General features: G+C 70.8%; 18 protein-coding genes. 5 read left to right on the forward strand and 13 right to left on the reverse strand.

The window, feature by feature from the left end:
- Positions 1-7: 7 nt before the first annotated feature.
- Entirely contained in the window at positions 8-367 is a 360-nt protein-coding gene (locus ACZ7DE_RS04130) for an NADH-quinone oxidoreductase subunit A (protein WP_007383963.1), read from the reverse strand.
- A 740-nt stretch (positions 368-1107) separates the two neighbouring features.
- On the opposite strand from ACZ7DE_RS04130, the gene ACZ7DE_RS04135 reads away from it, so the two are divergent.
- Positions 1108-1914 carry a C40 family peptidase gene (locus ACZ7DE_RS04135; protein WP_470757647.1) on the forward strand — a complete coding sequence of 269 codons (807 nt, stop codon included), beginning with the start codon at positions 1108-1110 and terminating at the stop codon, positions 1912-1914.
- A gap of 143 nt (positions 1915-2057) precedes the next feature.
- On the opposite strand, the gene rph is transcribed toward ACZ7DE_RS04135, so the two are convergent.
- Positions 2058-4676: a rifamycin-inactivating phosphotransferase gene (rph, locus tag ACZ7DE_RS04140; RefSeq protein WP_470757649.1), complete on the reverse strand. Its 2619-nt coding sequence runs from the start codon at positions 4674-4676 to the stop codon at positions 2058-2060.
- Positions 4677-5122: 446 nt separating this feature from the next.
- The gene (locus tag ACZ7DE_RS04145) at positions 5123-6430 is read right to left on the reverse strand and encodes a geranylgeranyl reductase family protein (protein ID WP_470757651.1); all 1308 of its coding nucleotides are present in this window, start codon (positions 6428-6430) and stop codon (positions 5123-5125) included.
- A gap of 97 nt (positions 6431-6527) precedes the next feature.
- On the opposite strand from ACZ7DE_RS04145, the gene ACZ7DE_RS04150 reads away from it, so the two are divergent.
- Positions 6528-7034 (forward strand): GNAT family N-acetyltransferase, encoded by a 507-nt coding sequence (locus ACZ7DE_RS04150; RefSeq protein ID WP_470757653.1) that lies wholly within the window; start codon positions 6528-6530, stop codon positions 7032-7034.
- Between the two features lie 93 nt (positions 7035-7127).
- Complete coding sequence (locus ACZ7DE_RS04155) at positions 7128-7493, forward strand: PASTA domain-containing protein (RefSeq protein WP_470757655.1); 366 nt, start codon at positions 7128-7130, stop codon at positions 7491-7493.
- Between the two features lie 28 nt (positions 7494-7521).
- Here ACZ7DE_RS04155 and ACZ7DE_RS04160 read toward each other — a convergent pair whose 3' ends face one another.
- From ACZ7DE_RS04160 to ACZ7DE_RS04175, 4 genes are read right to left on the reverse strand one after another with little or no spacing between them, the layout of a single operon-like run.
- The gene (locus ACZ7DE_RS04160) at positions 7522-8217 is read right to left on the reverse strand and encodes a demethylmenaquinone methyltransferase (protein ID WP_470757657.1); all 696 of its coding nucleotides are present in this window, start codon (positions 8215-8217) and stop codon (positions 7522-7524) included.
- Positions 8218-8249: 32 nt separating this feature from the next.
- Positions 8250-9605, reverse strand: a complete 1356-nt coding sequence (locus tag ACZ7DE_RS04165; protein ID WP_470757659.1) for an acyltransferase family protein — start codon at positions 9603-9605, stop codon at positions 8250-8252.
- Entirely contained in the window at positions 9602-11908 is a 2307-nt protein-coding gene (locus tag ACZ7DE_RS04170) for a bifunctional polysaccharide deacetylase/glycosyltransferase family 2 protein (RefSeq protein ID WP_470757661.1), read from the reverse strand. The genes ACZ7DE_RS04165 and ACZ7DE_RS04170 overlap by 4 nt, the downstream gene beginning before the upstream one ends.
- 19 nt (positions 11909-11927) lie before the next feature.
- Positions 11928-12257 carry a hypothetical protein gene (locus tag ACZ7DE_RS04175; protein WP_470757663.1) on the reverse strand — a complete coding sequence of 110 codons (330 nt, stop codon included), beginning with the start codon at positions 12255-12257 and terminating at the stop codon, positions 11928-11930.
- A 396-nt stretch (positions 12258-12653) separates the two neighbouring features.
- Between ACZ7DE_RS04175 and ACZ7DE_RS04180 the strand changes: the two genes are divergently transcribed.
- Entirely contained in the window at positions 12654-13721 is a 1068-nt protein-coding gene (locus tag ACZ7DE_RS04180; protein ID WP_470757665.1) for a chitinase, read from the forward strand.
- A 56-nt stretch (positions 13722-13777) separates the two neighbouring features.
- Here ACZ7DE_RS04180 and ACZ7DE_RS04185 read toward each other — a convergent pair whose 3' ends face one another.
- The 5 genes from ACZ7DE_RS04185 to ACZ7DE_RS04205 form a co-directional block, all read right to left on the reverse strand.
- A complete protein-coding gene (locus ACZ7DE_RS04185; protein ID WP_470757667.1) occupies positions 13778-14383 on the reverse strand; it encodes a hypothetical protein in 606 nt (201 codons plus the stop codon).
- Between the two features lie 7 nt (positions 14384-14390).
- A complete protein-coding gene (mqnC, locus tag ACZ7DE_RS04190) occupies positions 14391-15590 on the reverse strand; it encodes a cyclic dehypoxanthinyl futalosine synthase (protein WP_470757669.1) in 1200 nt (399 codons plus the stop codon).
- A 73-nt stretch (positions 15591-15663) separates the two neighbouring features.
- Positions 15664-16617 carry an A24 family peptidase gene (locus ACZ7DE_RS04195; RefSeq protein ID WP_470757671.1) on the reverse strand — a complete coding sequence of 318 codons (954 nt, stop codon included), beginning with the start codon at positions 16615-16617 and terminating at the stop codon, positions 15664-15666.
- Positions 16618-16732: 115 nt separating this feature from the next.
- The gene (locus tag ACZ7DE_RS04200) at positions 16733-18586 is read right to left on the reverse strand and encodes a serine/threonine-protein kinase (protein WP_470757673.1); all 1854 of its coding nucleotides are present in this window, start codon (positions 18584-18586) and stop codon (positions 16733-16735) included.
- A gap of 171 nt (positions 18587-18757) precedes the next feature.
- On the reverse strand, positions 18758-19615 hold the full coding sequence (locus ACZ7DE_RS04205; protein ID WP_470757675.1) for a menaquinone biosynthetic enzyme MqnA/MqnD family protein: 858 nt from the start codon (positions 19613-19615) through the stop codon (positions 18758-18760).
- A 287-nt stretch (positions 19616-19902) separates the two neighbouring features.
- Between ACZ7DE_RS04205 and ACZ7DE_RS04210 the strand changes: the two genes are divergently transcribed.
- On the forward strand, positions 19903-20106 hold the full coding sequence (locus ACZ7DE_RS04210; protein WP_003974443.1) for a cold-shock protein: 204 nt from the start codon (positions 19903-19905) through the stop codon (positions 20104-20106).
- Between the two features lie 92 nt (positions 20107-20198).
- Here ACZ7DE_RS04210 and ACZ7DE_RS04215 read toward each other — a convergent pair whose 3' ends face one another.
- Positions 20199-20774 carry a helix-turn-helix domain-containing protein gene (locus ACZ7DE_RS04215; RefSeq protein WP_470757677.1) on the reverse strand — a complete coding sequence of 192 codons (576 nt, stop codon included), beginning with the start codon at positions 20772-20774 and terminating at the stop codon, positions 20199-20201.
- Positions 20775-20777 lie beyond the last annotated feature (3 nt).

The following is a 20777-nucleotide window of genomic DNA, read 5'->3' on the forward strand; positions in this document are numbered from 1 at the left end:
AGGCCCCTCAGTCCCATTCCAGGCCGCCGCGCCGCCATACGTACGCGTACGCGACGAAGACGGTGAGCACGAAGAGCAGCATCTCCACGAGCCCGAAGACACCCAGGGCGTCGAAGGTGACGGCCCAGGGGTAGAGGAAGACGATCTCGATGTCGAAGACGATGAAGAGCATCGCCGTCAGGTAGTACTTGATGGGGAAGCGCCCGCCGCCGGCCGGCGTGGGGGTCGGCTCGATACCGCACTCATAGGCCTCGAGCTTGGCGCGGTTGTACCGCTTCGGCCCGATCAGCGTGGCCATGACCACGGAGAAGATCGCAAAGCCTGCCCCGAGGGCTCCCAGTACGAGGATGGGCGCATACGCGTTCACCGCTCCTCGCTCCTCTCAGTCGGCACTGACTGCTGGCGATGGCGTCGGACTCACCCGTCTCACCGGTCCCACGAACCCCGTCCGTCCCGACGAAGATCGCGAACATGTGAAGCAGGTCACAAGCCCAACTGCCTCGCATCCTATGCCCGCCGCTCTGTGATCTGCGACACGGGGTATTACACAAGCTTTGTGATCTCCACCACCTGACGAAGGATCATGAAGTCATATCAGCGGTGATCTTCATACTCGAAGCGTCAGAGTGATCACAAGAAGTGACATTTTCGCTCGTCACCGCAGGCCGCAGGGGCGTCTCCATATCAAGAGACTTCCCTTGCATGCAAATTGGAGATGGACGCAGCGTCCTGGTAGTGACCCGCGTTCACACATCAGAGGGAGTGCGCGTCGGGATGTGGACGTGTGCACGCGTTCACGAGCGGAACGTGCGGTGCCGCATGCGCGAGACGCCGCCCTCCCGGTAACCGTTCCGTGACCTCCGCCACACTCGTGAGAGTCGCCTAAGAAGCGGGGTTGGCCAACCGTCCCGACCGGTGGTAGGTGCGGGGCAATCCGGGCGTAACGACGAAAGCCCATGATCACAGGCTTGATCACCTGCGTCCGCAATGTCCGTTACGGCGTCAATAAAGAAGTAGCCGCACGGAATTTGGGGCGTCCGTTGAACAACTGTGGCGCACCACACGTTTCTTGTAGGTATGGAGGAGCCCCTGATACCGGTTGTACCCATGTCCCACACCGCTCACATACGCAGCCACCGGAAACCCCGCCGCAGCGCGTCGACGATCGCGATGCGGGCCGGAGTCGCCAGTGGTGTCCTCGGCACGCTGGCCGTCGCCACGGCGGCCGGGTCGGCGCACGCCGCCGAGCCGGTGACGCAGACGCTCGAACTGCCCGTACTCACGGGCGACCTGGCCGCTCAGGTCGCGCAGTCCGCCCAGGCCACGCAGCAGGCCGCGGCGAACTACCAGCTGCAGGCCGAGCGCGACTCGGCCGCCGCAGCAGCCGCCAAGGAGGCCAAGAAGGACCTCGCCGACGCCAAGGCCGAGGCGAAGAAGAAGGCGGAGGCCGCCCGCAAGGCCGCCGCCGAGCGTGCCACCCGCGCCGCCGAGCGCACCACACTCTCCGCGTCGGTGGGCGACAGCTCCACCAGCATCAGCACCAGCTCGTCCACGGCGACCGGTTCGGCCGCGGCCGTCATCGCCTTCGTGAAGGCCCAGATCGGCGACGCCTACGTCTCCGGCGGCACCGGCCCCAACTCGTGGGACTGTTCGGGGCTCATGCAGACCGCCTTCAAGCAGGTCGGCATCAGTCTGCCGCGGGTCTCCCAGGACCAGTCGGTCGCCGGCACCCAGGTGTCCCTGGACAACCTGCAGCCGGGCGACATCCTCTACTGGGGCAGCGCGGGCAGCGCGTACCACGTGGCGGTGTACGTGGGCGACGGCATGTTCGTCGGCGCGCAGAACCCGTCCACCGGTGTGGCGGAGAAGCCGCTGTCCTACGACCCGCCGACCGGAGCGGTGCGGGTGCTCTGACAGCCCCTCGGCGCCGCTGAGGGCGCCTCACGCACGCAAGGGCCGCAGCCGCTCGGGGGCAGCGGCCCTTCGGGCTCCCCCGAGACGGCTGCTCGGCGTCGTCCCGGCCACGGGCCGGGGACGCGCCTGGCCGGTGTGTGCCGTCAGGACAGGATCTCGACGTACCCGTCGCTTCCGTGCACGCGGATCCGCTGACCGTCCCGGATCAGCCGGGTCGCCCGATCCACGCTCACGACGGCCGGCAGGCCGTACTCGCGGGCGATCACCGCGCCGTGGGTCATCTGGCCGCCCACTTCCGTCACCAGCCCCGTGATCCCGACGAACAGGGGCGACCAACTCGGATCCGTGTAGGCCGTGACCAGGATGTCGCCCGGCTCGAGAACGGCCTCCGCGACGTCATGGATGACGCGGGCCCTCCCCTCGACGGTCCCGGCGGAGACCGCCAGGCCGACCAGGGCGCCGGGCGGCACGTCGTCGCGCCGGAACGCCCCGCTGACGGCCTCGCCGTCCGAGGTGAGCACCCGGGGCGGTGTGAGCGCCTGGTGGGACCGGAACTCGTCCTTGCGCCGCCGGATGAGCCGGTCGTCCGCCCGGTGCGAGCACACGACGTCGTGGAACTCCTGGAACGTCAGGTAGAAGACGTCCTCCTGCTCGGCGAGCACCCCGGCCCGCACGAGACGGTCGGCCTCCCCCAGCAGGGCCTGCTTGTAGACCATGTAGCGGCTGACGATGCCGTACTTCGGGTACTCCCGGTACCCGACGAAGGCCCGGACCTGGTCGATCATCCGCTTGGTCTCGCGGGCCTTGCGCTCCCCGTCCGGCAGGGTCCGCAGGCGTGACAGCACGTCCTGTTCCTTCTTCAGCGCCTCCTGCCGCCCCTGCTCGAAGCGCCGCGCGGCCGCGCCCGGTTCGAAGTTCCTGACGTTGTCGAGGATCGCCGGCACGAGTGTGGTGGGGTGCTCGCGCCAGCGCGGCCTCGTGATGTCGATCTCGCCGACGCAGCGCATGCCGTACCGGTCGAGGTAGCCCTCGATGGCGTCACGTGCCTCGGTTCCGCCCGCGAGCTTCGGCAGTTCGTCCAGGAAGCCCTCGTCCTCGACGCACTGCAGGAAGGCCACCACCTCGGGATACGGACGGATGGCGTCCGCGACGTCGAGCAGCGCCAGTCCCATTTCCGACGTGATGTTGTCGGGGACGGACAGCGTGAGCGTGTCGGCGGCGTTCTTCTCGCCGAGCCACTCCCCCAGCTTGTCGTTGAGCCACCAGGTGGCCTCCATCCCCGCCATGATCGCCGGAAGGTTCCGCGGATCGCCGAGGACCCGCTTGTGCTCCTCGAACGCCTCCAGCAGGTACTCGAACAGCGCCGGTCCTGTCTTGGTCCGGATGTCGCGCTCCAGGGCCGCGTTGGACGACCGGCTGCGCTCGATCAGCGCGGTGACGACGGCCGGATCGGGCTGCTGGTCCGGATCCGGCTCGTCCGGCGCGGACGGCGCGCGGCCGGCCGGCGGAGCGCCGGGACCCGGGTCCGGGGGCGGTGGGAGGAAGCCGTCGCGGTCGAGGACGGTCTCCAGCGCGTCCCGCACCAGCGGGTCGCCCTTCCCCATCGCGGCCAGGAGGCCGGCGCGGGCGGCGGGCGAGCCCAGGCGCGAGGTGATGTCGACGAAGAGCCGTCCGCCTGCCTCGTGCATCGCCACCATGGCCGTCAGCCGCCACATGGAGTGCCCGAGGGGCCGCATGGCGTCGGTCATCATCTGCTGGTGACCGACGGAGACGTAGACGTGCTTCTCCTGGTCGTCGGTCTCGGGGACGGGGTACAGGGTCGTGATCGGCCGGCTCTGGACGATCTGGAAGCCGTCGTCGGCCAGGCACCACTCGATGTCCTGCGGGCGGCCGAAGTGCGCTTCGATCCCTCGTCCGAGTTCCACGAGCCGCACGGCCTGCGCACTCGTCAGCGTCGGCTGCTCCTGCTGCTGCGGCTCGACCGTCACGTCCCGCGTACCGCCGCCGGGCAGGGCCCGCACGGCGCGCTGTTTGACGGCGACCCTGTCCTCGACGACCTCGCCGTCCCGCACCTTGAAGACGTCCGGGTTCACCAGGCCGGAGACCAGGGACTCGCCGAGCCCGAAGTTCGCCTCCACGACGGCGACCCTCCGGTTGCCCGTGACGGGGTCGGCCGTGAACAGGACGCCGGCCGCGTGCGGAAGGACCATCCGCTGCACGACCACGGCCATGTGGACCGTACGGTGGTCGATGCCGTTCTGCCGGCGGTAGGCCACGGCCCGCTCGGTGAACAGCGAGGCCCAGCACCGGCTGACGTGCCGGAGGATCGCCGCCGGTCCGACGACGTTCAGGTACGTGTCCTGCTGGCCTGCGAAGGACGCCGTGGGCAGGTCCTCCGCCGTCGCGCTGGACCGGACGGCATAGGCGGCCCGTTCGCCGTGCTCGGCGAGGGCGCGGGTGATCGCCTCCGCGATCTCCGCCGGGACGGCGACCTCTTCGACGGCGCGGCGGATCTCCGCGCTGAGCGTGCGGACCGCCTCCCGGTCGTCCGGGTCCAGCCGCGACAGCCGATCGAGCCGCTCCTCGATCGCCGGCGCTTGCGTCATGATCCGCCGGAAGGCGTCCGTCGTCACGCAGAAGCCGGCCGGCACGCGGACGCCGTCGATCCGCGACAGCGCGCCCAGTTGCGCGCCCTTGCCGCCGACGACCGCGAGCTGCGTCTCGTCGACCTCGTCAAGGGCCACCACGTACTGCCCGGTCATCGCGACACCTCCGGGGCAGCCGTGCTCCATCCCTGTGAGGGCCGCGACCGCTTCGTCGGTCCCCCCTCTGGTTCGACGTCACCGAGTCCCCCGTACGTCGACAACAGCACCCGCACGTCGTTCCCCATTTCCGCAGGTTGTGGGCTTCGGCCGACGATTCTGCGGCACGGCGGGGGCCTTGCCGCAAGCCCCCCGGTGCGCTATAACTTGAGACAGGCAAGGAGAGAACTCTCCTTGCCTTCGCTGTTGTTGGGCCGGACCCGACGACGACGGCCCCTCACCCCATGGCCGGGCAGCACGCGTGAACCGGCAGGACCGCATGGCCGGGCACGACCGCGTGGCCGGGCAGCACGCGTGACCACCGGGCAGGACCGCGTGGCCGGGCCCGCCCCGTCAGGGGGACCCGACCGGCAAGAGGCTCGGCAGCCCCCTCCCAGGCGCGAGGGTCAGGCCTTGGGGGCCACCTTGCTCAGGCCGTTGATGATGCGGTCCATCGCGTCGCCGCCCGTGGGGTCCGTCAGGTTGGCGAGCATCTTCAGGGTGAACTTCATCAGCAGCGGGTGGGTCAGACCCCGCTGTGCCGCGATCTTCATGACCTTCGGGTTGCCGATGAGCTTCACGAAGGCGCGGCCGAGCGTGTAGTAGCCGCCGTAGGTGTCCGCGAGGATCTGCGGGTAGCGCTGCAGGGCGAGTTCGCGCTGGCCGGGAGTGGCCCGGGCGTGGGCCTGGACGATGACGTCGGCGGCGATCTGACCGGACTCCATGGCGTAGGCGATGCCCTCGCCGTTGAAGGGGTTCACCAGGCCGCCGGCGTCGCCGACCAGCAGCAGCCCCTTGGTGTAGTGCGGCTTGCGGTTGAAGGCCATCGGGAGGGCCGCGCCGCGGATCGGGCCGGTCATGTTTTCGGGGGTGTAGCCCCAGTCCTCCGGCATGGACGCGCACCAGGCCTTGAGGACCTCGCGCCAGTCGAGCTCCTTGAAGGAGTCGGAGGTGTTCAGCACGCCCAGGCCGACGTTCGACGTCCCGTCGCCCATGCCGAAGATCCAGCCGTAGCCGGGCAGCAGCCGGTCCTCGCCCGGGCCTCGGCGGTCCCACAACTCCAGCCAGGACTCCAGGTAGTCGTCCTCGTGGCGCGGGGAGGTGAAGTAGGTGCGGACCGCGACGCCCATCGGGCGGTCCTCACGGCGGTGCAGGCCCATCGCCAGCGAGAGGCGCGTGGAGTTGCCGTCTGCGGCCACCACGAGCGGGGCGCGGAAGGTGACTTCGCGCTTCTCCTCACCGAGCTTGGCGTGCACGCCGATGATCCGGCCGGTGCGGTCGTCGAGGATCGGGGCGCCGACGTTGCAGCGCTCGTAGAGGCGGGCGCCGGCCTTCTGGGCCTGGCGGGCGAGCTGCTCGTCGAAGTCGTCCCGCTTGCGGACGAGGCCGTAGTCGGGGAAGGAGGCGAGATCCGGCCAGTCGAGCTGCAACCGCACCCCGCCGCCGATGATCCTCAGGCCCTTGTTGCGCAGCCAGCCGGCCTCCTCGGAGATGTCGATGCCCATGGCCACGAGCTGCTTCGTGGCTCGCGGGGTGAGGCCGTCGCCGCAGACCTTCTCGCGCGGGAACTCGGTCTTCTCGAGGAGGAGTACGTCGAGTCCGGCCTTGGCGAGGTAGTAGGCGGTCGTGGAGCCGGCCGGCCCCGCGCCGACGACGATCACATCGGCGGTGTTCTCGGAGAAGGGCTCGGCGTGGGGCTCGTTCACGACGGTCACGGCGGGATCTCCCCAAGTTCGGAATCTGCGTGCCGACCGGCACTGGACATGGGCAGTCTATTCAGCAGAATTGATCACCCGGCTGAAGGGCTGCCCCGTGAACCGAGCTCTCCCCGTAGTACGGCTGCGTGTCCCCACGGACGAGGACGCGGTCGCCTGGCACCGGGTCTTCGACGATCCGGACGTCATGGAGTTCCACGGCGGCAGATCCGCGGAGCTGTCGGTCTACGAGGAGCTCACCGCCCGCCAGCGCCGGCACGACGCGGAGCACGGTTTCTGTCTGTGGACGATGCTGGACCGCGACGACCGGGTCATCGGGTTCACCGGCGCCCAGCCGTGGCCGCAGGAGTGGGGCCCCAAGGGCGAGATCGAGATCGGGTGGCGGCTCGGGCGGGAGCACTGGGGGCAGGGGTATGTGACGGCGGCGGCGCAGATGACCCTGGAGCGGGTGCGGGCGGCCGGGGCGCCGGGGGTGGTGGCCATGGTCGACGCGCGCAACGCCCGGTCGATCGCCGTCACGCAGCGGCTGGGCATGCGGCTCGCCGAGGTGTTCACGACTCCCAGGTCGAAGCGGGAGGGCCGCTGCTACCGGCTGACATGGTGACTCCGTGTAGTAGTCGGCTACAGAAAGCCACCTGGCGCTTCCGGGCGGCACCCCTGGGCGGTTACCCTTCCAGTACCGCTGGGGGTGACATCTGTGCTCATACCGCCCAAAACACCCGACGTACGTGTGCCCAGGCTGGTCGGCCTGATGGCCGTGGACGCCCGCGAGGCAGCCGCGGCGCAGGGCGTGCTGTTGGCCGCGCCGGACCGGCCCGACTTCCACCGCGCGGTCGTCGACTACGTCGTACGGCAGTACCCGCCGCCGGGTGTCGAGGTGCCTCGCGGCGCCGTCGTCACCGTCTGGTTCGATTTCGCCGAGGGAGAGGGCGGCGGGGGCGCGGGCGTGCGTGAGCCGCGCGTGCCGAGACCGGGCGGGGGCGGACTGCAGCGCGAGCTGGACCGGCCCGCAGACCGGCCCGGCGAGCGGCCCCGGGCCCCCTTCGAGGCGATCACCGGGTGAGGGCCGGGGGCCTGGGGCCGGGGCAGCCTCAGACGTTCTTGAAGCCCCGGTGCAGGGTCACCACGCCGCCCGTCAGGTTGCGCCAGGCGACCTTCGACCAGCCGGCCTTGCGCAGGTGCTCGGCCAGGGCGGGCTGGTCGGGCCAGGCGCGAATGGACTCGGCGAGGTAGACGTAGGCGTCGGGGTTGGAGGAGACGGCGCGGGCGACCGGAGGCAGGGCGCGCATCAGGTACTCGGTGTAGACGGTCCGGAAGGGCGCCCAGGTCGGGTGCGAGAACTCGCAGATGACGACCCGGCCGCCGGGCCTGGTCACCCGGTACATCTCGCGCAGGGCCGCGTCGAAGTCCTGCACGTTGCGCAGGCCGAAGGAGATGGTGACGGCGTCGAAGGTGTCGTCCTTGAACGGCAGCCTCGTCGCGTCGCCGGCCGTGAAGGGCAGCCAGGCGTGGTTGCGCTTGCCGACCTGGAGCATGCCGAGGGAGAAGTCGCAGGGCACGACGTAGGCGCCGGTCTGCGCGAAGGGGAGCGAGGAGGTGGCCGTGCCCGCGGCGAGGTCCAGGACCTTCTGCGCGGGGCGGGCGTCGACCGCCTTGGCGACCTCCTTGCGCCACCTGCGGTCCTGGCCGAGCGACAGCACGTCGTTGGTCAGGTCGTACCGTTCCGCCACGCGGTCGAACATCGAGGCGACTTCGTGGGGCTGCTTGTTCAGGGAAGCGCGGGTCACCCGCCCATTGTGGCAGCCCCGCCCCCGACGGCTCACGGCAGGAGCGTCGGTTTCTTCCGCGCCGCCACGTCCTCGACCCACCCGCACAGCAGCACGAAGACGCCGATCAGCAGCCAGCCCACGCCGAACATGAACCACTGGCTGTCCAGCGGCAGGTACGTCTCGAACGCGGGGATGTCCCAGAACCGGTCGATCAGCGGCACGGCCAGGATCAGGGCGATCTCGTGCCAGAGGTAGATCGTCACCGCGCGCGCGTTGAAGACCGTGACGATCCGGTTCGTCCGCCGGAAGCGGGTGAGCCAGGCGAAGTCGATGCCGAAGTACGCCTTCGCCCACATCAGCGGCATGACGAACCCGGCCGACCAGAAGGCCTGCGCGAGGGGATTCTCGTCCAGGTCGTAGGTGCCGAACTCGGCCTGGTGCGTGACGGCGTGCCAACCGCCGAAACCGAGCGCCGCGAGCGAGACGACAGCCACCAGGGCCGGCTTCATGCGCTGCAGGACGCCGTCGCGGTGCGCGAAGCCGAGCATCCAGCAGGAGAGGTACGTCGACAGGTCCCACAGAGTGGTGCCGACGCGGTTGTCCGGGCCCGCCCACACGAAGGTCAGGACCAGGACCGGCGCGAGGGAGAGCGCCAGCACGGGCATCGGGGCCGCCCGGAACAGCCGCAGCAGCAGCGGCGAGAGCAGGACGAACCAGAGATAGGTCCGCAGGTACCAGAGGACCTCCCAGGCCTGCTCGCCCCAGGCGTTGCCCGGCGGGTCGCCCAGCGGCACGACCCAGTAGACGATGTCCCAGCCCGGCATCCAGTCGTGGACCAGCATCGCCAGGACGACGAAGAAGCCCCAGAACCAGAAGGGCGGCAGGAGTCGGCGGAGGCGGCTCCGCACCACCTTCACGGCCGGACGCTCCAGGGACTTCGCCATCAGGGTGCCGGCCAGGCCGAACATGATCCCCATGGAAGGGAAGAGCAGGCCGGCCCAGGCCCATCCGAAGGTGTGGTACGCGACGACCCTGATCAGGGCGAGGGCGCGGAGGGTGTCGAAGTAGCGGTCCCGCTGGGGGGCGGCGGGCTTGGCCGGGGGCGGGGGCTCCTCCACCTCCTCGGTGACGGCGTCGGGAGCTTCGGGCTCAGGAACAGGAGCAGACTCCGGTTCCGGTTCCACCGCGGGGAGGGGCGCCGTCTCGTCGACGACAACGCCCTGCACGTACTCCACGTGCTCCACGTGTTCCACGTGCTCCTGGGGATACGGCTGCGGCCCGTACTGCTGGGGTTGCCCGTACTGCTGGGGTTTCCCGTACCCCTCGTACCCGTACGGGTACTGCGGCTGCTGCTGCGGCTGCTGCCCGTACTCGTAGCCGTACCCCTGCTGCTGCTCCCAGCTCATCGGCTCACCCCGGCCGGGGTGCCGACCTCGCCCGTGCGCTTCAGCTTCTGCCAGCGCAGGCGGCCGCCGGTGAGCGCGGTGATGCAGGAGTGGATGAGGACGAGGTACATCATCTGGCGGTAGGCCAGTTGCTGGAGCGGCATCATCAGCAGGTAGCGGTACTTCTCCCGGTCCAGGCGGAACGCGTAGGCCGCGCAGCCCAGTTGGACGCCGAGGACCGCCAGCCAGGCCAGCAGGGCGGCGCGGAAGTCGATGAAGATCATCGAGTAGGCGGTGAAGACGTCGATGAGCGGGGCGAAGACCGGCGTGACGATCTGGAAGAGCACGACGAGTGGCATGCCGACCCGGCCGAAGCGGCCCGAAGGCCCCCTGTCGGTCAGGGACTTGCGGTGCTTCCACAGTGCCTGCATGGTGCCGTAGGACCAGCGGTAGCGCTGCGACCAGAGCTGCTTCAGCGAGCACGGCGCCTCCGTCCAGGCCTTGGCGTGCTCCTGGTAGACGACCTGCCAGCCCGCGCGGTGCATGGCGATGGTGATGTCGGTGTCCTCGGCGAGGGTGTCCTCGCTCATGCCGCCGACCTCCAGCACGGCGTCCCGGCGGAACGCGCCGATCGCGCCGGGGATGGTGGGCATGCAGCGCAGCAGGTCGTACATGCGGCGGTCGAGGTTGAAGCCCATCACGTACTCGATGTGCTGCCAGGCGCCGATGACCGTGTCGCGGTTGCCGACCTTGGCGTTGCCGGCGACCGCGCCGACCCTCGGGTTCGCGAAGGGCTGCACGAGCTGGTGCACGGCCTCCGGCTCGAAGACGGTGTCGCCGTCCATCATCACGACGATGTCGTAACTGGCGCTGCGGACGCCGTTGTTGAGCGCGGCGGGCTTGCCCGCGTTCTCCTGGCGGATGACGCGGACGTTCGTCATGCCGAGGGATGTGGCCGCCTCGCGGGCGATCTCGGACGTGTGGTCGGTCGAGCCGTCGTCCACGACGATGATCTCGATCGGGTGGGTGCTCCTCGCCAGCGACTTGAGGGTGTTGGCGATGCACTCCTTCTCGTTGTACGCCGGGACGATCACGCTCACCGGGCGGGTGACCGTCGGCCCCCAGCTGAAGCGGCGCTTGTTGCGCTGTCCGTGGTGACGGCGGGCGAGGATCAGCATCATCCCGAAGCGGCCCATGACGGCCACGCCGACGACCATGAGTCCCACCGACAGCGTCGGCACGGTCCACTCGGCGAGGGTGACCGCCGCGATGAGGGCCTTGCCCTCGTACAGGGTCACGCCGGTGGCCTCACGATGCGCGGCCTGCAGACGGTCGACGGTCCCGCCGGTGCCGTTGTCTCCGACGTTCCCGCTACCGCCGTTGCCGCCGGCAGGTGTGCCGCCGGGCTGGTGCTGTGCCGCGCCCGCGGTCCCGCGAGCCGCCGCGTTCTGCTCCTGCATCGCGCCGCTGATGGTGGTGAAGGTGTAGCCCGCGGCCTTCATCTTCTTGATGTACGTCGGCAGCGCCTCGATCGTCTGCGAGCGCTCGCCGCCGGCGTCGTGGAAGAGCACCGACGCGCCCTCGCCGTCCTCGGGGGTGGCCCACTTGATGATCTTCGGGACGCCCGGCCTCTTCCAGTCGTCGCTGTCGGTGTCGACGAAGACGCTGGTGTATCCGTCCTCGCCTAGCTCCTCGTAGACCGGCCAGCTGTAGTTGTCGATGGCGTCGGTCTCGGAGGAGTACGGGGCCCGGAACAGCGTCGTGGTGATGCCGGCCGCGCCGGCGAGGGCGAGCTGGGTCTGCGTCATCTCGCGCCGGACCCGGGCGGAGGACTGGTAGGAGAGGTCGACGTGGGTGAAGGTGTGGATGCCCACCTCGTTGCCCTGCCCGACCATGGTCTTCACGATGTCCGGATAGCGCGAGACCATCGAGCCGACCAGGAAGAACGTGCCGGGCACGTCGTACTCCTCGAGGATCTTCAGCACCTGGGGCGTCCAGGTCGGGTTCGGGCCGTCGTCGAAGGTCAGCGCGATCGTCCTGTCCGGCACCGAGAGCGTGGTGGCCCGGCCGCCCCGGAAGGTCAGGATCGGGCCGCCGTCGAGGACGTCGTCGGGCACCTTGCTGGAGCTGGCGCCGGTGCGCACGCGCTGGTCGCCGCCGACCTCGGCGCGCAGATAGCCGTCGAGCAGCATCACGCTGGTCAGCGCGAGCAGAAGCAGCAGGGCGAGGATGACACGCGGTTTCTGCAGCGCCGCGGCCTTGCCCGCCGCCCGTTCGATGCGGGTCGGGGCGCGGCGGCGGCCGCGGGAGGTGGTCGTCGTCATGGAAGTGGCTGCGCTCCGGTCAGTTGGCGGCCGCGGCCGCGGAGGCCGTGGCGGTGGGGGCGGAGCTGCCGGGCGGCTCGCCGGTGGCGATGCCCGCGGGCGGGGCGCCGGTGGGCTTCGCGGGCGGGGTGCCGACGCCGCCCTGGGGCCGGATGCCGCCGGGGCCGGAGTTCTGGGCGCCGCGCGGGCCCCCGTCGCCGAACGGCAGCAGCGAGGACGGGGTCAGGGAGGTGCCCCAGCCCAGGAACGCGGCGCCGAGGACGACCGCGTACGCGAGGCAGCCGACGCCCAGCAGAAGACCGATCCGGCGCAGCAGCTTCGACCTGCGTCCGGAGTTGTCAACGAACACGGGCCCCTCGCCGGAGGCGTCGTCACGTTTGCGGCTGCGACGGCTGCCACGAGTGGCGGCACGGCTTTCGATGGCAGGCTCGGATTGCATTCCCCGGATATTAGGGAGCCTTTATGTGGCACAAACTCTGATCTGCTTGTGAGAGACCGATGAGAAACGCGTGAACCTGTCTCTTCCCTGAGAGATCGACGAAACCGCTGCGCGCCCGCGCCCACCATGGGAGGGTCGATCATCCCTTTTGGCCGGGTGGATATCACCTTTTGCGCGCTTGCGTCCCTGAACTGACTGTGTGCCCGCTGTTCCCGCGTGATCCGCCCGCATGTGAGACATTTCCATTTCGGAAACGCGCTTTGTTTCCAGCCTGAGACAGAAATCACGAGAGCGGGTGCATACGCAATGAGGAGTTTCCTGATGCCGACGGCCGGGGTCACGTGCCTTGTCGCCCTGGCCGTCACGGGATGCTCCGCGGGGTCCGGCAGCACGTCGGACGCGGCGCCCGCGGCCACCGGACGGGGCGGCGGTCCCTCCCCGTCGGACAGCTCCACACCATCGAGTTCCGGCAGTACCGGCAGGCCCGGCAGTACCGGCACCTCCTACGCGCCGTACGTGAGCGCGGTGGAGGCCTCGGCCAACGACACGGCCGGCTCGCCGACGACGTACAACCTGGCGTTCGTCATCGCGAGCGGCAGCGACTGCACGCCGGAGTGGAACGGTACGAACGCCGTCGACGACCCGGCCGTGAAGTCCCGCGTCTCGGCGCTGAAGGAGTCGGGCGCCACGGTGCGCGTCTCCTTCGGCGGCGCCTCCGGCAAGGAACTCGCCGCCACCTGTGACGACGCGTCGGAACTGGCCGAGGCCTACGGTGCGGCGCTCGACGCGGCCGGCTCAGCACAGGCCGACTTCGACGTCGAGGGCGACGAGCTGACCGACTCCTGCTCGGTGGCCCGGCGCTCCGCGGCGATCGCGGCGCTGCAGAAGGAACGCCCGGACCTGGAGGTCTCCTTCACGCTCCCGGTGATGCCCTCCGGGCTGGACTCCGACAGCCTGGCGCTGCTGGCCTCCGCGAACAAGTACGACGTCCAGGTCTCCACGGTCAACCTCATGACGATGAACTACGGCGAGTCCTACACCGGCGACATGGGCGGATACGCGATCGCCTCGGCGACGGCGGCTCAGGCGCAGCTGAAGAAGGTCTTCGGCACGGAGGACTCCGTCGCCTGGAGGGGGATGGCCCTCACGTCGATGATCGGCACCAACGACGTCGCCCATGAGACGTTCTCGTTGGCGGACGCGGCGCAAGTGCGGTCGTTCGCCGTGCAGAAGGGGATTTCCTGGGTTTCCATGTGGTCGACGTTCCGGGACCAGCAGTGTTCGGAAGCCGATTCGGCCAAGGACGACGCTCTGACCAACTGCAGCGGAGTCGAACAGAGTTCGGGGGCGTTTGCGGAGGCGTTCTCGCAATAGGGCCCGGTGGGCCCGTTCGTCCGCCCGGCGGTCGTCCTATCCGCCCGGCGGTCGTCCTAGCGGCGTCGGTAGACGAGACGCCCCTCGGCCACCGTGGCCACGCAGGTGCTCGCGCCGCGCTCCGCGAGCTCGGCCTCGTCCCGTACGTCGAACACGGCGAACCGGGCCGCGGAGTGCCGCTCCCGCGGGGACGCGAACTCCACCGGCAGTCCGGCGGCGTACGGGTCGAGCGCGGGCGTCCCCCCGGGGCGCCCGATCCGGCCCATGAGCGCCAGGCCGGAGCGGTGCACGGCGTCCCGCACCGCGCGGTTGCGCAGCTCCTCGCAGGCCGCGCGGACCGTGCCGTGCGCCAGCATGCGCTGCACCCCGCGTCGGACGCTCGCGTTCCAGCGGGCGTCGTCCATGGCGAGCGCCGCCAGCGCGTCCCCGGTCACCGGCTCCACGCCCAGCTCGTCGGCCTCGCGGGGATCCGGGTGGTACGCCTCCTCCAGCAGCTCGTTGCCGTGCAGGTTGATCAGCCCGGGCGTCAGGATGCCGGGCCAGGTGCGCACCCGTGCGCGCGGATGGGCGGCGACGAGCTCCTCCAGCGGCCCGGCGCCGGCGATCCACGCTCCTTCGACGGCGAGTGCCCGGCCCCTGGAGTCCGCGTGAACGGTCAGCATGCGCGGGTTAGTTGGAGGCGAGCAGCTTGAGCTCGGGATGCGCCGTGCCGCCCGCGATCGCCGTGGACGAGATGTGGGACATGACCCGCTCGTCGACGGGGTCGTTCGCCGGGTCGTCGTGGACGACGAGGTGCTCGTACGTCGTCGCGCGCTGGGCCGGGACCCGGCCCGCCTTCCTGATCAGGTCGATGATCTCGAGGCGGTTGGAGCGGTGCTTGGCGCCGGCCGAGGAGACCACGTTCTCCTCCAGCATGATCGAGCCGAGGTCGTCCGCGCCGTAGTGCAGGGAGAGCTGGCCGACCTCCTTGCCCGTGGTCAGCCAGGAGCCCTGGATGTGCCGGACGTTGTCGAGGAACAGGCGGGCGATCGCGATCATCCGCAGGTACTCGAAGAGGGTCGCCTGGGTGCGGCCCTTGAGGTGGTTGTTCTCCGGCTGGTACGTGTACGGGATGAAGGCGCGGAAGCCGCCGGTGCGGTCCTGCACCTCACGGATCATCCGCAGGTGCTCGATGCGCTCGGCGTTGGTCTCGCCGGTGCCCATCAGCATGGTGGACGTCGACTCGACGCCCAGCCCGTGCGCGATCTCCATGATCTCCAGCCAGCGCTCGCCGGACTCCTTGAGCGGGGCGATCGCCTTGCGCGGACGGGCGGGGAGCAGCTCCGCGCCGGCGCCGGCGAAGGAGTCGAGACCGGCCGCGTGGATCCGCGTGATGGCCTCCTCGACCGTCACCTTCGAGATCCGGGCCATGTGCTCGACCTCGGACGCGCCCAGCGAGTGGATCACCAGCTGCGGGAACCCCTCCTTGATGGCGGCGAAGTGCTTCTCGTAGTACTCGACGCCGTAGTCCGGGTGGTGTCCGCCCTGGAACATGATCTGGGTGCCGCCGAGCTCGACGGTCTCGGCGCAGCGGCGCAGGATGTCGTCCAGGTCGCGGGTCCAGCCCTTGGCGGTGTCCTTCGGGGCCGCGTAGAAGGCGCAGAACTTGCACGCCGTGACGCACACGTTCGTGTAGTTGATGTTCCGCTCGATGATGTACGTCGCGATGTGCTCGGTCCCCGCGTACAGACGGCGGCGCACGGCGTCGGCGGCGGCGCCGAGCGCGTGCAGCGGGGCGTCGCGGTAGAGGTCGAGGGCCTCTTCCGGGGTGATCCGCCCACCGGCGGCGGCACGGTCGAGGACGGACTGAAGGTCGGCCTTCTCGGTCACCGGGAGCGTCCCTTTCGTCAAGGGTTGTGGACAGACCAAGCCAGCCTACGCCAGCCCTCCCGACGCCCGGACGTCAGGCCGCGTACGCGCCGATCACGACACCGGTGAGCGTTCCCACGAGCATGAACGGCCCGAACGCGATCAGCGTCTTGCGTCCCGCCCGCCCCGCGACGACCAACGCGCCCCCGTACAGCGCGCCGGACAGGAAGGCCGCGAACGTGCCCAGCATGACCGTCGGCCAGCCGTACCAGCCGAGGACGGCGCCCGTCCCCAGCGCCAGTTTCACATCGCCGAAGGCCATGCCGCCGGGGTGGTTCAGGTGCAGAACGAGGTAGCCGGCGGCGAGGGCGAGAGCGCCGAGCAGGGCCGTCGTGAAGTCGCCCGCATGCTCGGGGAGCAGCGCGGTGAGGCCCAGCAGGGCCAGGGCGGCGGCCGCGAGCGGGAGGGTGAGCGGATCGGGCAGCCGGCGTACCCGCAGGTCGACGACGCCGAGCAGCACCCCGACGGGCGCGAGCAGCAGCCACACGGCCAGCTCGGGGCGGGTGCCGGTGGCGAGGGCGAGCACCGCGGCGACCAGGGCGGTGACGACGGGCAGCACAACGGTCCCGGGGCCGTAGAGGGGGACCGGGCAGGGACGCCCCGGCACCGGCCCCGACTCGCCTCCGCCATCTGCGGACGAGGCCATGGAGGCCGCCCCCGGCTCGACTCGACCGTCGGCCGGGGACTCCGTGACCGCCGGGGACGCCTCCGTCGTCGAGATCGTCGGGGACGGCGGGGCCGTCGCGGACCCCGATGCCGCCGTTGCCGCCGCGGGCGCCGGGCCCGGATCCGCGCACCGGGGGCACCTCGCGCGTCCGATCCACCCGCGGATCGGGTGGCCGGCCGGGCAGGCCGTCCGCCAGCCGCCGTCCGCCTCCTCCCACGGCGCGGAGAAGCGGTAGGCGGCCCGGGGCAGCAGCGACCCCGTCACGGCGCCCCACAGGGCGGCGACGGCGGCCAACGTCAGGTCGCTGGGCGGTGTGCTCATCGACAGAGATCGTAGGGACCCGCGGGGAAGCGGGTCAGGGAATCCGCCCGAATACCCTGCGGAAGGGAGGGCGGCCCTCGCGCACCGACGACCGTCCGTCTCCGTGCCGTCGGCTCTAGTCGACCCTCGACATCCGCGCCACCGGGTTGCCCTCCGCCGCGCTGTCCGAGGCGTACGTCAGATCGTCGCCGGTGGGGGTGAGTCGGATGGTGTGGGGCGTCGGATTGCAGCCGGAGTGATTGCTCTTCGCGCCGACCGACGTGGCCACGACCTCCTTCTCCGTCACCTGCTTCAGCGTCAGCACGTCGAGGCACACACCGCCGAGCACGTCCGTCTGCCGGAGCTCGCCCAACTTCCCGCCCACGTCGGCCTGTCGGAGCGTCACCCGGAACGTGCCCATCGGGACGGCGCCGTCGAGGCCGCTGCCCTGTCCCTCCCAGGTGCCGACGTAACGGGCCGGGAGTGCGGTCGGCGTCTCGCCGTCGGCGGGGTCGGAGGTCGAAGCGGCCGCCGGAGGTGAGGAGTAGGCGTCGCTGCCGGAAGCGGAGTCCCGGTCGCCGTCGCCCGGGAGGAGGTCGAACAGGAACACCGAACCGACCGTCACCGCCGCCATCGCTCCCGCGACCGCCAGCGCGACGGTGCAGCTCAGTCTTCGTCCGCGTCCGCTCTCGCCCTGCGTCGCCGAGGCCGCCACGGTGACGGAGACCCGGCCCGGGCGCGCGGGCGCGCCCGTCGCCGGCTCGGCGTCCCGCGGTTCGGGCACGGCGCCCGAGGTGTCACCCGGGGCGACGACGGCCCGGTCCATCGCCGGTGGCGGTCCGAACTCCCCCAACGACCCCGGGGATTCACGCACCGCCCCCGCGAACTCGCCTCGATCCCCGGCCGCCCCCGACGACCCCGCAGGGACGCCCGCCGCCCCCGAAGCCTCGCCGGCCGTCCCCGGCCGCCCCTCCGGGTTCGCCGTCGGGCTCACCGCCGGGCTGCTGAAGGACACCGGGCCGGACGGCGGCGGGTCCGTGCCCGGTCCCGCCGCAGGCCCCGCGACCGTCCCGGCGCCCGCTCCCTCCAGGTTCAGGAGGCGGACGGCGCTTCGGCTCACCTGTTCCACCAGCGCGCTCGGCAGCCAGCCGGACGCGACCAGCCGGGCCGCGCCCTCGGGAGCGAGACGCCGGGACAGCTCGGCGGGGGTCGGCCGGGCGGCCGGGTCCTTGACGAGACAGGCCTCGACCACCGCCCGCAGTTCACCGCGCAGCGCGCCCTCCGGCTCGTCCAGTTCCGGCGCCTCGTGGACGACCCGGTAGAGGAGGGCGGCCGAGGAGTCCCCCGGGAACGGCGGCCGCCCGGTGGCCGCGTACGCCAGGACCGCGCCGAGGGAGAACACGTCGGCCGCGCCGGACGCGCCTCTGCCGAGGATCTGTTCGGGGGCCATGTAGCCGGGCGAGCCGACCGAGACGCCGGTCGAGGTGAGCGAGGCCGTGCCGTCGATCGCGCGGGCGATGCCGAAGTCGATCAGGAGCGGGCCGTCGATCGTCAGCAGGACGTTGGACGGTTTGACGTCCCGGTGCACCAGGCCCAGCGCGTGCACGGTCGCCAGCGCCTCCGCCAGACCCGCGCCCAGGACCCGCACGGAGTGCTCGGGCAGCGGCCCGCCGCCGGAGACGACCGCCGCGGCCAGGGAGGGACCGGCCGCGTAACCCGTGGCGACCCAGGGCACCGCGGCCTCCGGGTCGGCGTCCAGGACCGGCGCGGTCCATGCCCCGCCGACTCGTCGCGCGGCCTCGACCTCACGCCGGAATCGGGCGCGGAACTCCTCGTCGAGCGCGAGGTGCGGGTGGACGATCTTCACGGCGACGGTGCGGCCGCCGGCGCTGCGTCCGAGGTACACCCGGCCCATCCCGCCGGAGCCGAGCCGGCCGAGCAGCCGGTAGGGCCCCACGGTCGTGGGTTCGTCTTCTCCGAGCGGCTGCATGGGCGTCCACCCCTCCCCCGTAAGGACCCGTGACCCGGCGCGTGACCCGTGGCCCGGGGCCGGCGGCCCGTCGCCCGTGACCCGGGCCATGGCCGGCGGCCCGTGGCCCGTGCTCCGCGTGAAGACCCGGTCGGGCTCGGCAGCAGGGTACGCAGTGGGCTGTGCAGCAGATTACGCAGATCGGGGCTGAAGCAGTTCCACCTTGACGTCCGCCGGGAATCCCGTCGTGGGGCCGACGCGGCGGGCGAACTCTTTCACGGCCGCCAGCTGCGGCGGGCCGAAGCGGAAGTCGAGGGTGGTGAAGTACCGCTCCAGGACCTGCTCGTCGAACTCCTCCCAGCGCGCCGCCTGTTCGGCGACCTTGCCGACCTCGTCGAGGGAGAGGTTGCGGGAGTCGAGGAACGCCTGGTGGACCTGGCGGGTGATGACGGGCTCGCGCTCGAGGTACTCACGCCGGGCCGCCCACACGGCGAAGACGAAGGGCAGGCCGGTCCACTCCTTCCAGAGGGCGCCGAGGTCGTGCACCTCCAGGCCGAACCGGGGTCCGTCCAGCAGGTTGGCCCGCAGCGCCGCGTCGCCGATGAGGACGGCCGCCTCGGCCTCCTGCATCATCAGGCTGAGGTCGGGCGGGCAGGTGTAGTAGTCGGGCTGGACACCGAAACGGTCCGCCAGCAGAAGCTGGGCCAGGCGCACGGAGGTACGGGAGGTGGAGCCGAGGGCGACCCGCGCGCCGTCCAGTTCCTCCAGCGGGACCTGCGAGACGATCACGCAGGACATGACCGGACCGTCGCAGCCGACGGCGATGTCGGGGAAGGCGACCAGGTCGTCGGCGTTCCTGAGGAACTCGACGAGGGTGACGGGACCGATGTCGAGCTCGCCCCTCACCAGCCGCTCGCTGAGCTTCTCCGGGGTGTCCTTGGTCAGCTCGAAGTCGAGGAGGGTGCCGGTTCTCGCGAGCCCCCAGTACAGGGGCAGGCAGTTGAGGAACTGGATGTGGCCGACGCGCGGCCGGGTGCGAGAATTGTCCACATCGCGAGGCTAGACCCCTTCGGGTACGCTCGGGACTCCACCCCCGAGTCAATCGCTTTGCGCGATCTTCAAACATCCGGGTGACGTGATCTTGACCTCTATTGCTTTCGGGTGCCTGCGTGCTAGGCTCGCCGCAAGTTGCAGTTTGGTTTCCCTTGCAGTACAGAGCCTGCGGAGCATGTAACCGCGGGCTCTCGTCGTTTTCAGACGTATGCAGTTGTGCGGCACTTGCTTTCACGCTTGCAGGGTTCTGGAGCAGGGCAACCCTTTGGGCCCAAGGAGGGCTTATGGCTACCGGAACCGTGAAGTGGTTCAACGCCGAAAAGGGCTTTGGCTTCATCGCCCAGGAAGGCGGCGGCCCCGACGTCTTCGTCCACTACTCCGCGATCAACGCGCAGGGCTTCCGCTCGCTCGAGGAGAACCAGCAGGTTTCCTTCGACGTGACGCAGGGCCCGAAGGGCCCCCAGGCGGAGAACGTCACTCCCGTCTGATCTTCACACCCTGAGATCGCAAGTCTGAGAGCAGTACCCAAGGAGCCCTGTGCCGTTCGGCACGGGGCTCCTGCCTTTGCCCTCCGGACGTCTCACACGTGCTGCATGACCAGGACGAACGTCGTGCCCGGCGCCAGCGCCTCGTACGAGTGCGGAACATCGCCCCGGTAGGTCATGTAGTCCCCGGGCTCCAGTTCCGCCGTCTCCCCGGCCGGCCCGGCCTTCACCCGGCCCGTGCTCACGATCAGATGCTCGACCGTGCCCGGGATGTGCGGCTCCGAGGCCCGCACGGCTCCCGGCTCGGCCCGCAGCCAGTAGATGTCCCGTCGCGCGCCGGGCGGGCTGGCCGACAGCAGGGTGGCCACGTACGGCGCCTGCTCGGAGGCGACCGCCGGCCCCTCCCCCGCACGGACCACCCGGACGGCCGGGACCGGCGGCTCCACGAGCGCGGCGAACGGCACGCCCAGCGCCACCCCCAGCGCCCAGATCGTCTCCACGCTCGGATTGCCGCTCGCCGCCTCCAGCTGGGAGAGCGTGGACTTCGCGATGCCCGCCCGTTTGGCCAGCTCGGAGAGGGACAGCCCGGCCCGGGTGCGCTCACGGCGCAGGGCGGCGGCGATCCAGTCGAGGGGCAGACGGGCGGGGGGCGGGGGCGCGGCTTCGGACATGTC

This window comes from Streptomyces sp. NPDC037083, from assembly GCF_055606485.1.

What these genes read in the sequence shown, in the direction of transcription:
- ACZ7DE_RS04195 (WP_470757671.1), bottom strand. Translation starts at nt 16,617, where the DNA reads ATGAGCACACCGCCCAGCGACCTGACGTTGGCCGCCGTCGCCGCCCTG.
- ACZ7DE_RS04170 (WP_470757661.1), bottom strand. Translation starts at nt 11,908, where the DNA reads ATGACGACGACCACCTCCCGCGGCCGCCGCCGCGCCCCGACCCGCATC.
- ACZ7DE_RS04165 (WP_470757659.1), bottom strand. Translation starts at nt 9,605, where the DNA reads ATGAGCTGGGAGCAGCAGCAGGGGTACGGCTACGAGTACGGGCAGCAG.
- ACZ7DE_RS04200 (WP_470757673.1), bottom strand. Translation starts at nt 18,586, where the DNA reads ATGCAGCCGCTCGGAGAAGACGAACCCACGACCGTGGGGCCCTACCGG.
- rph (WP_470757649.1), bottom strand. Translation starts at nt 4,676, where the DNA reads ATGACCGGGCAGTACGTGGTGGCCCTTGACGAGGTCGACGAGACGCAG.
- ACZ7DE_RS04215 (WP_470757677.1), bottom strand. Translation starts at nt 20,774, where the DNA reads ATGTCCGAAGCCGCGCCCCCGCCCCCCGCCCGTCTGCCCCTCGACTGG.
- ACZ7DE_RS04185 (WP_470757667.1), bottom strand. Translation starts at nt 14,383, where the DNA reads ATGCTGACCGTTCACGCGGACTCCAGGGGCCGGGCACTCGCCGTCGAA.
- ACZ7DE_RS04210 (WP_003974443.1), top strand. Translation starts at nt 19,903, where the DNA reads ATGGCTACCGGAACCGTGAAGTGGTTCAACGCCGAAAAGGGCTTTGGC.
- ACZ7DE_RS04135 (WP_470757647.1), top strand. Translation starts at nt 1,108, where the DNA reads ATGTCCCACACCGCTCACATACGCAGCCACCGGAAACCCCGCCGCAGC.
- ACZ7DE_RS04180 (WP_470757665.1), top strand. Translation starts at nt 12,654, where the DNA reads ATGAGGAGTTTCCTGATGCCGACGGCCGGGGTCACGTGCCTTGTCGCC.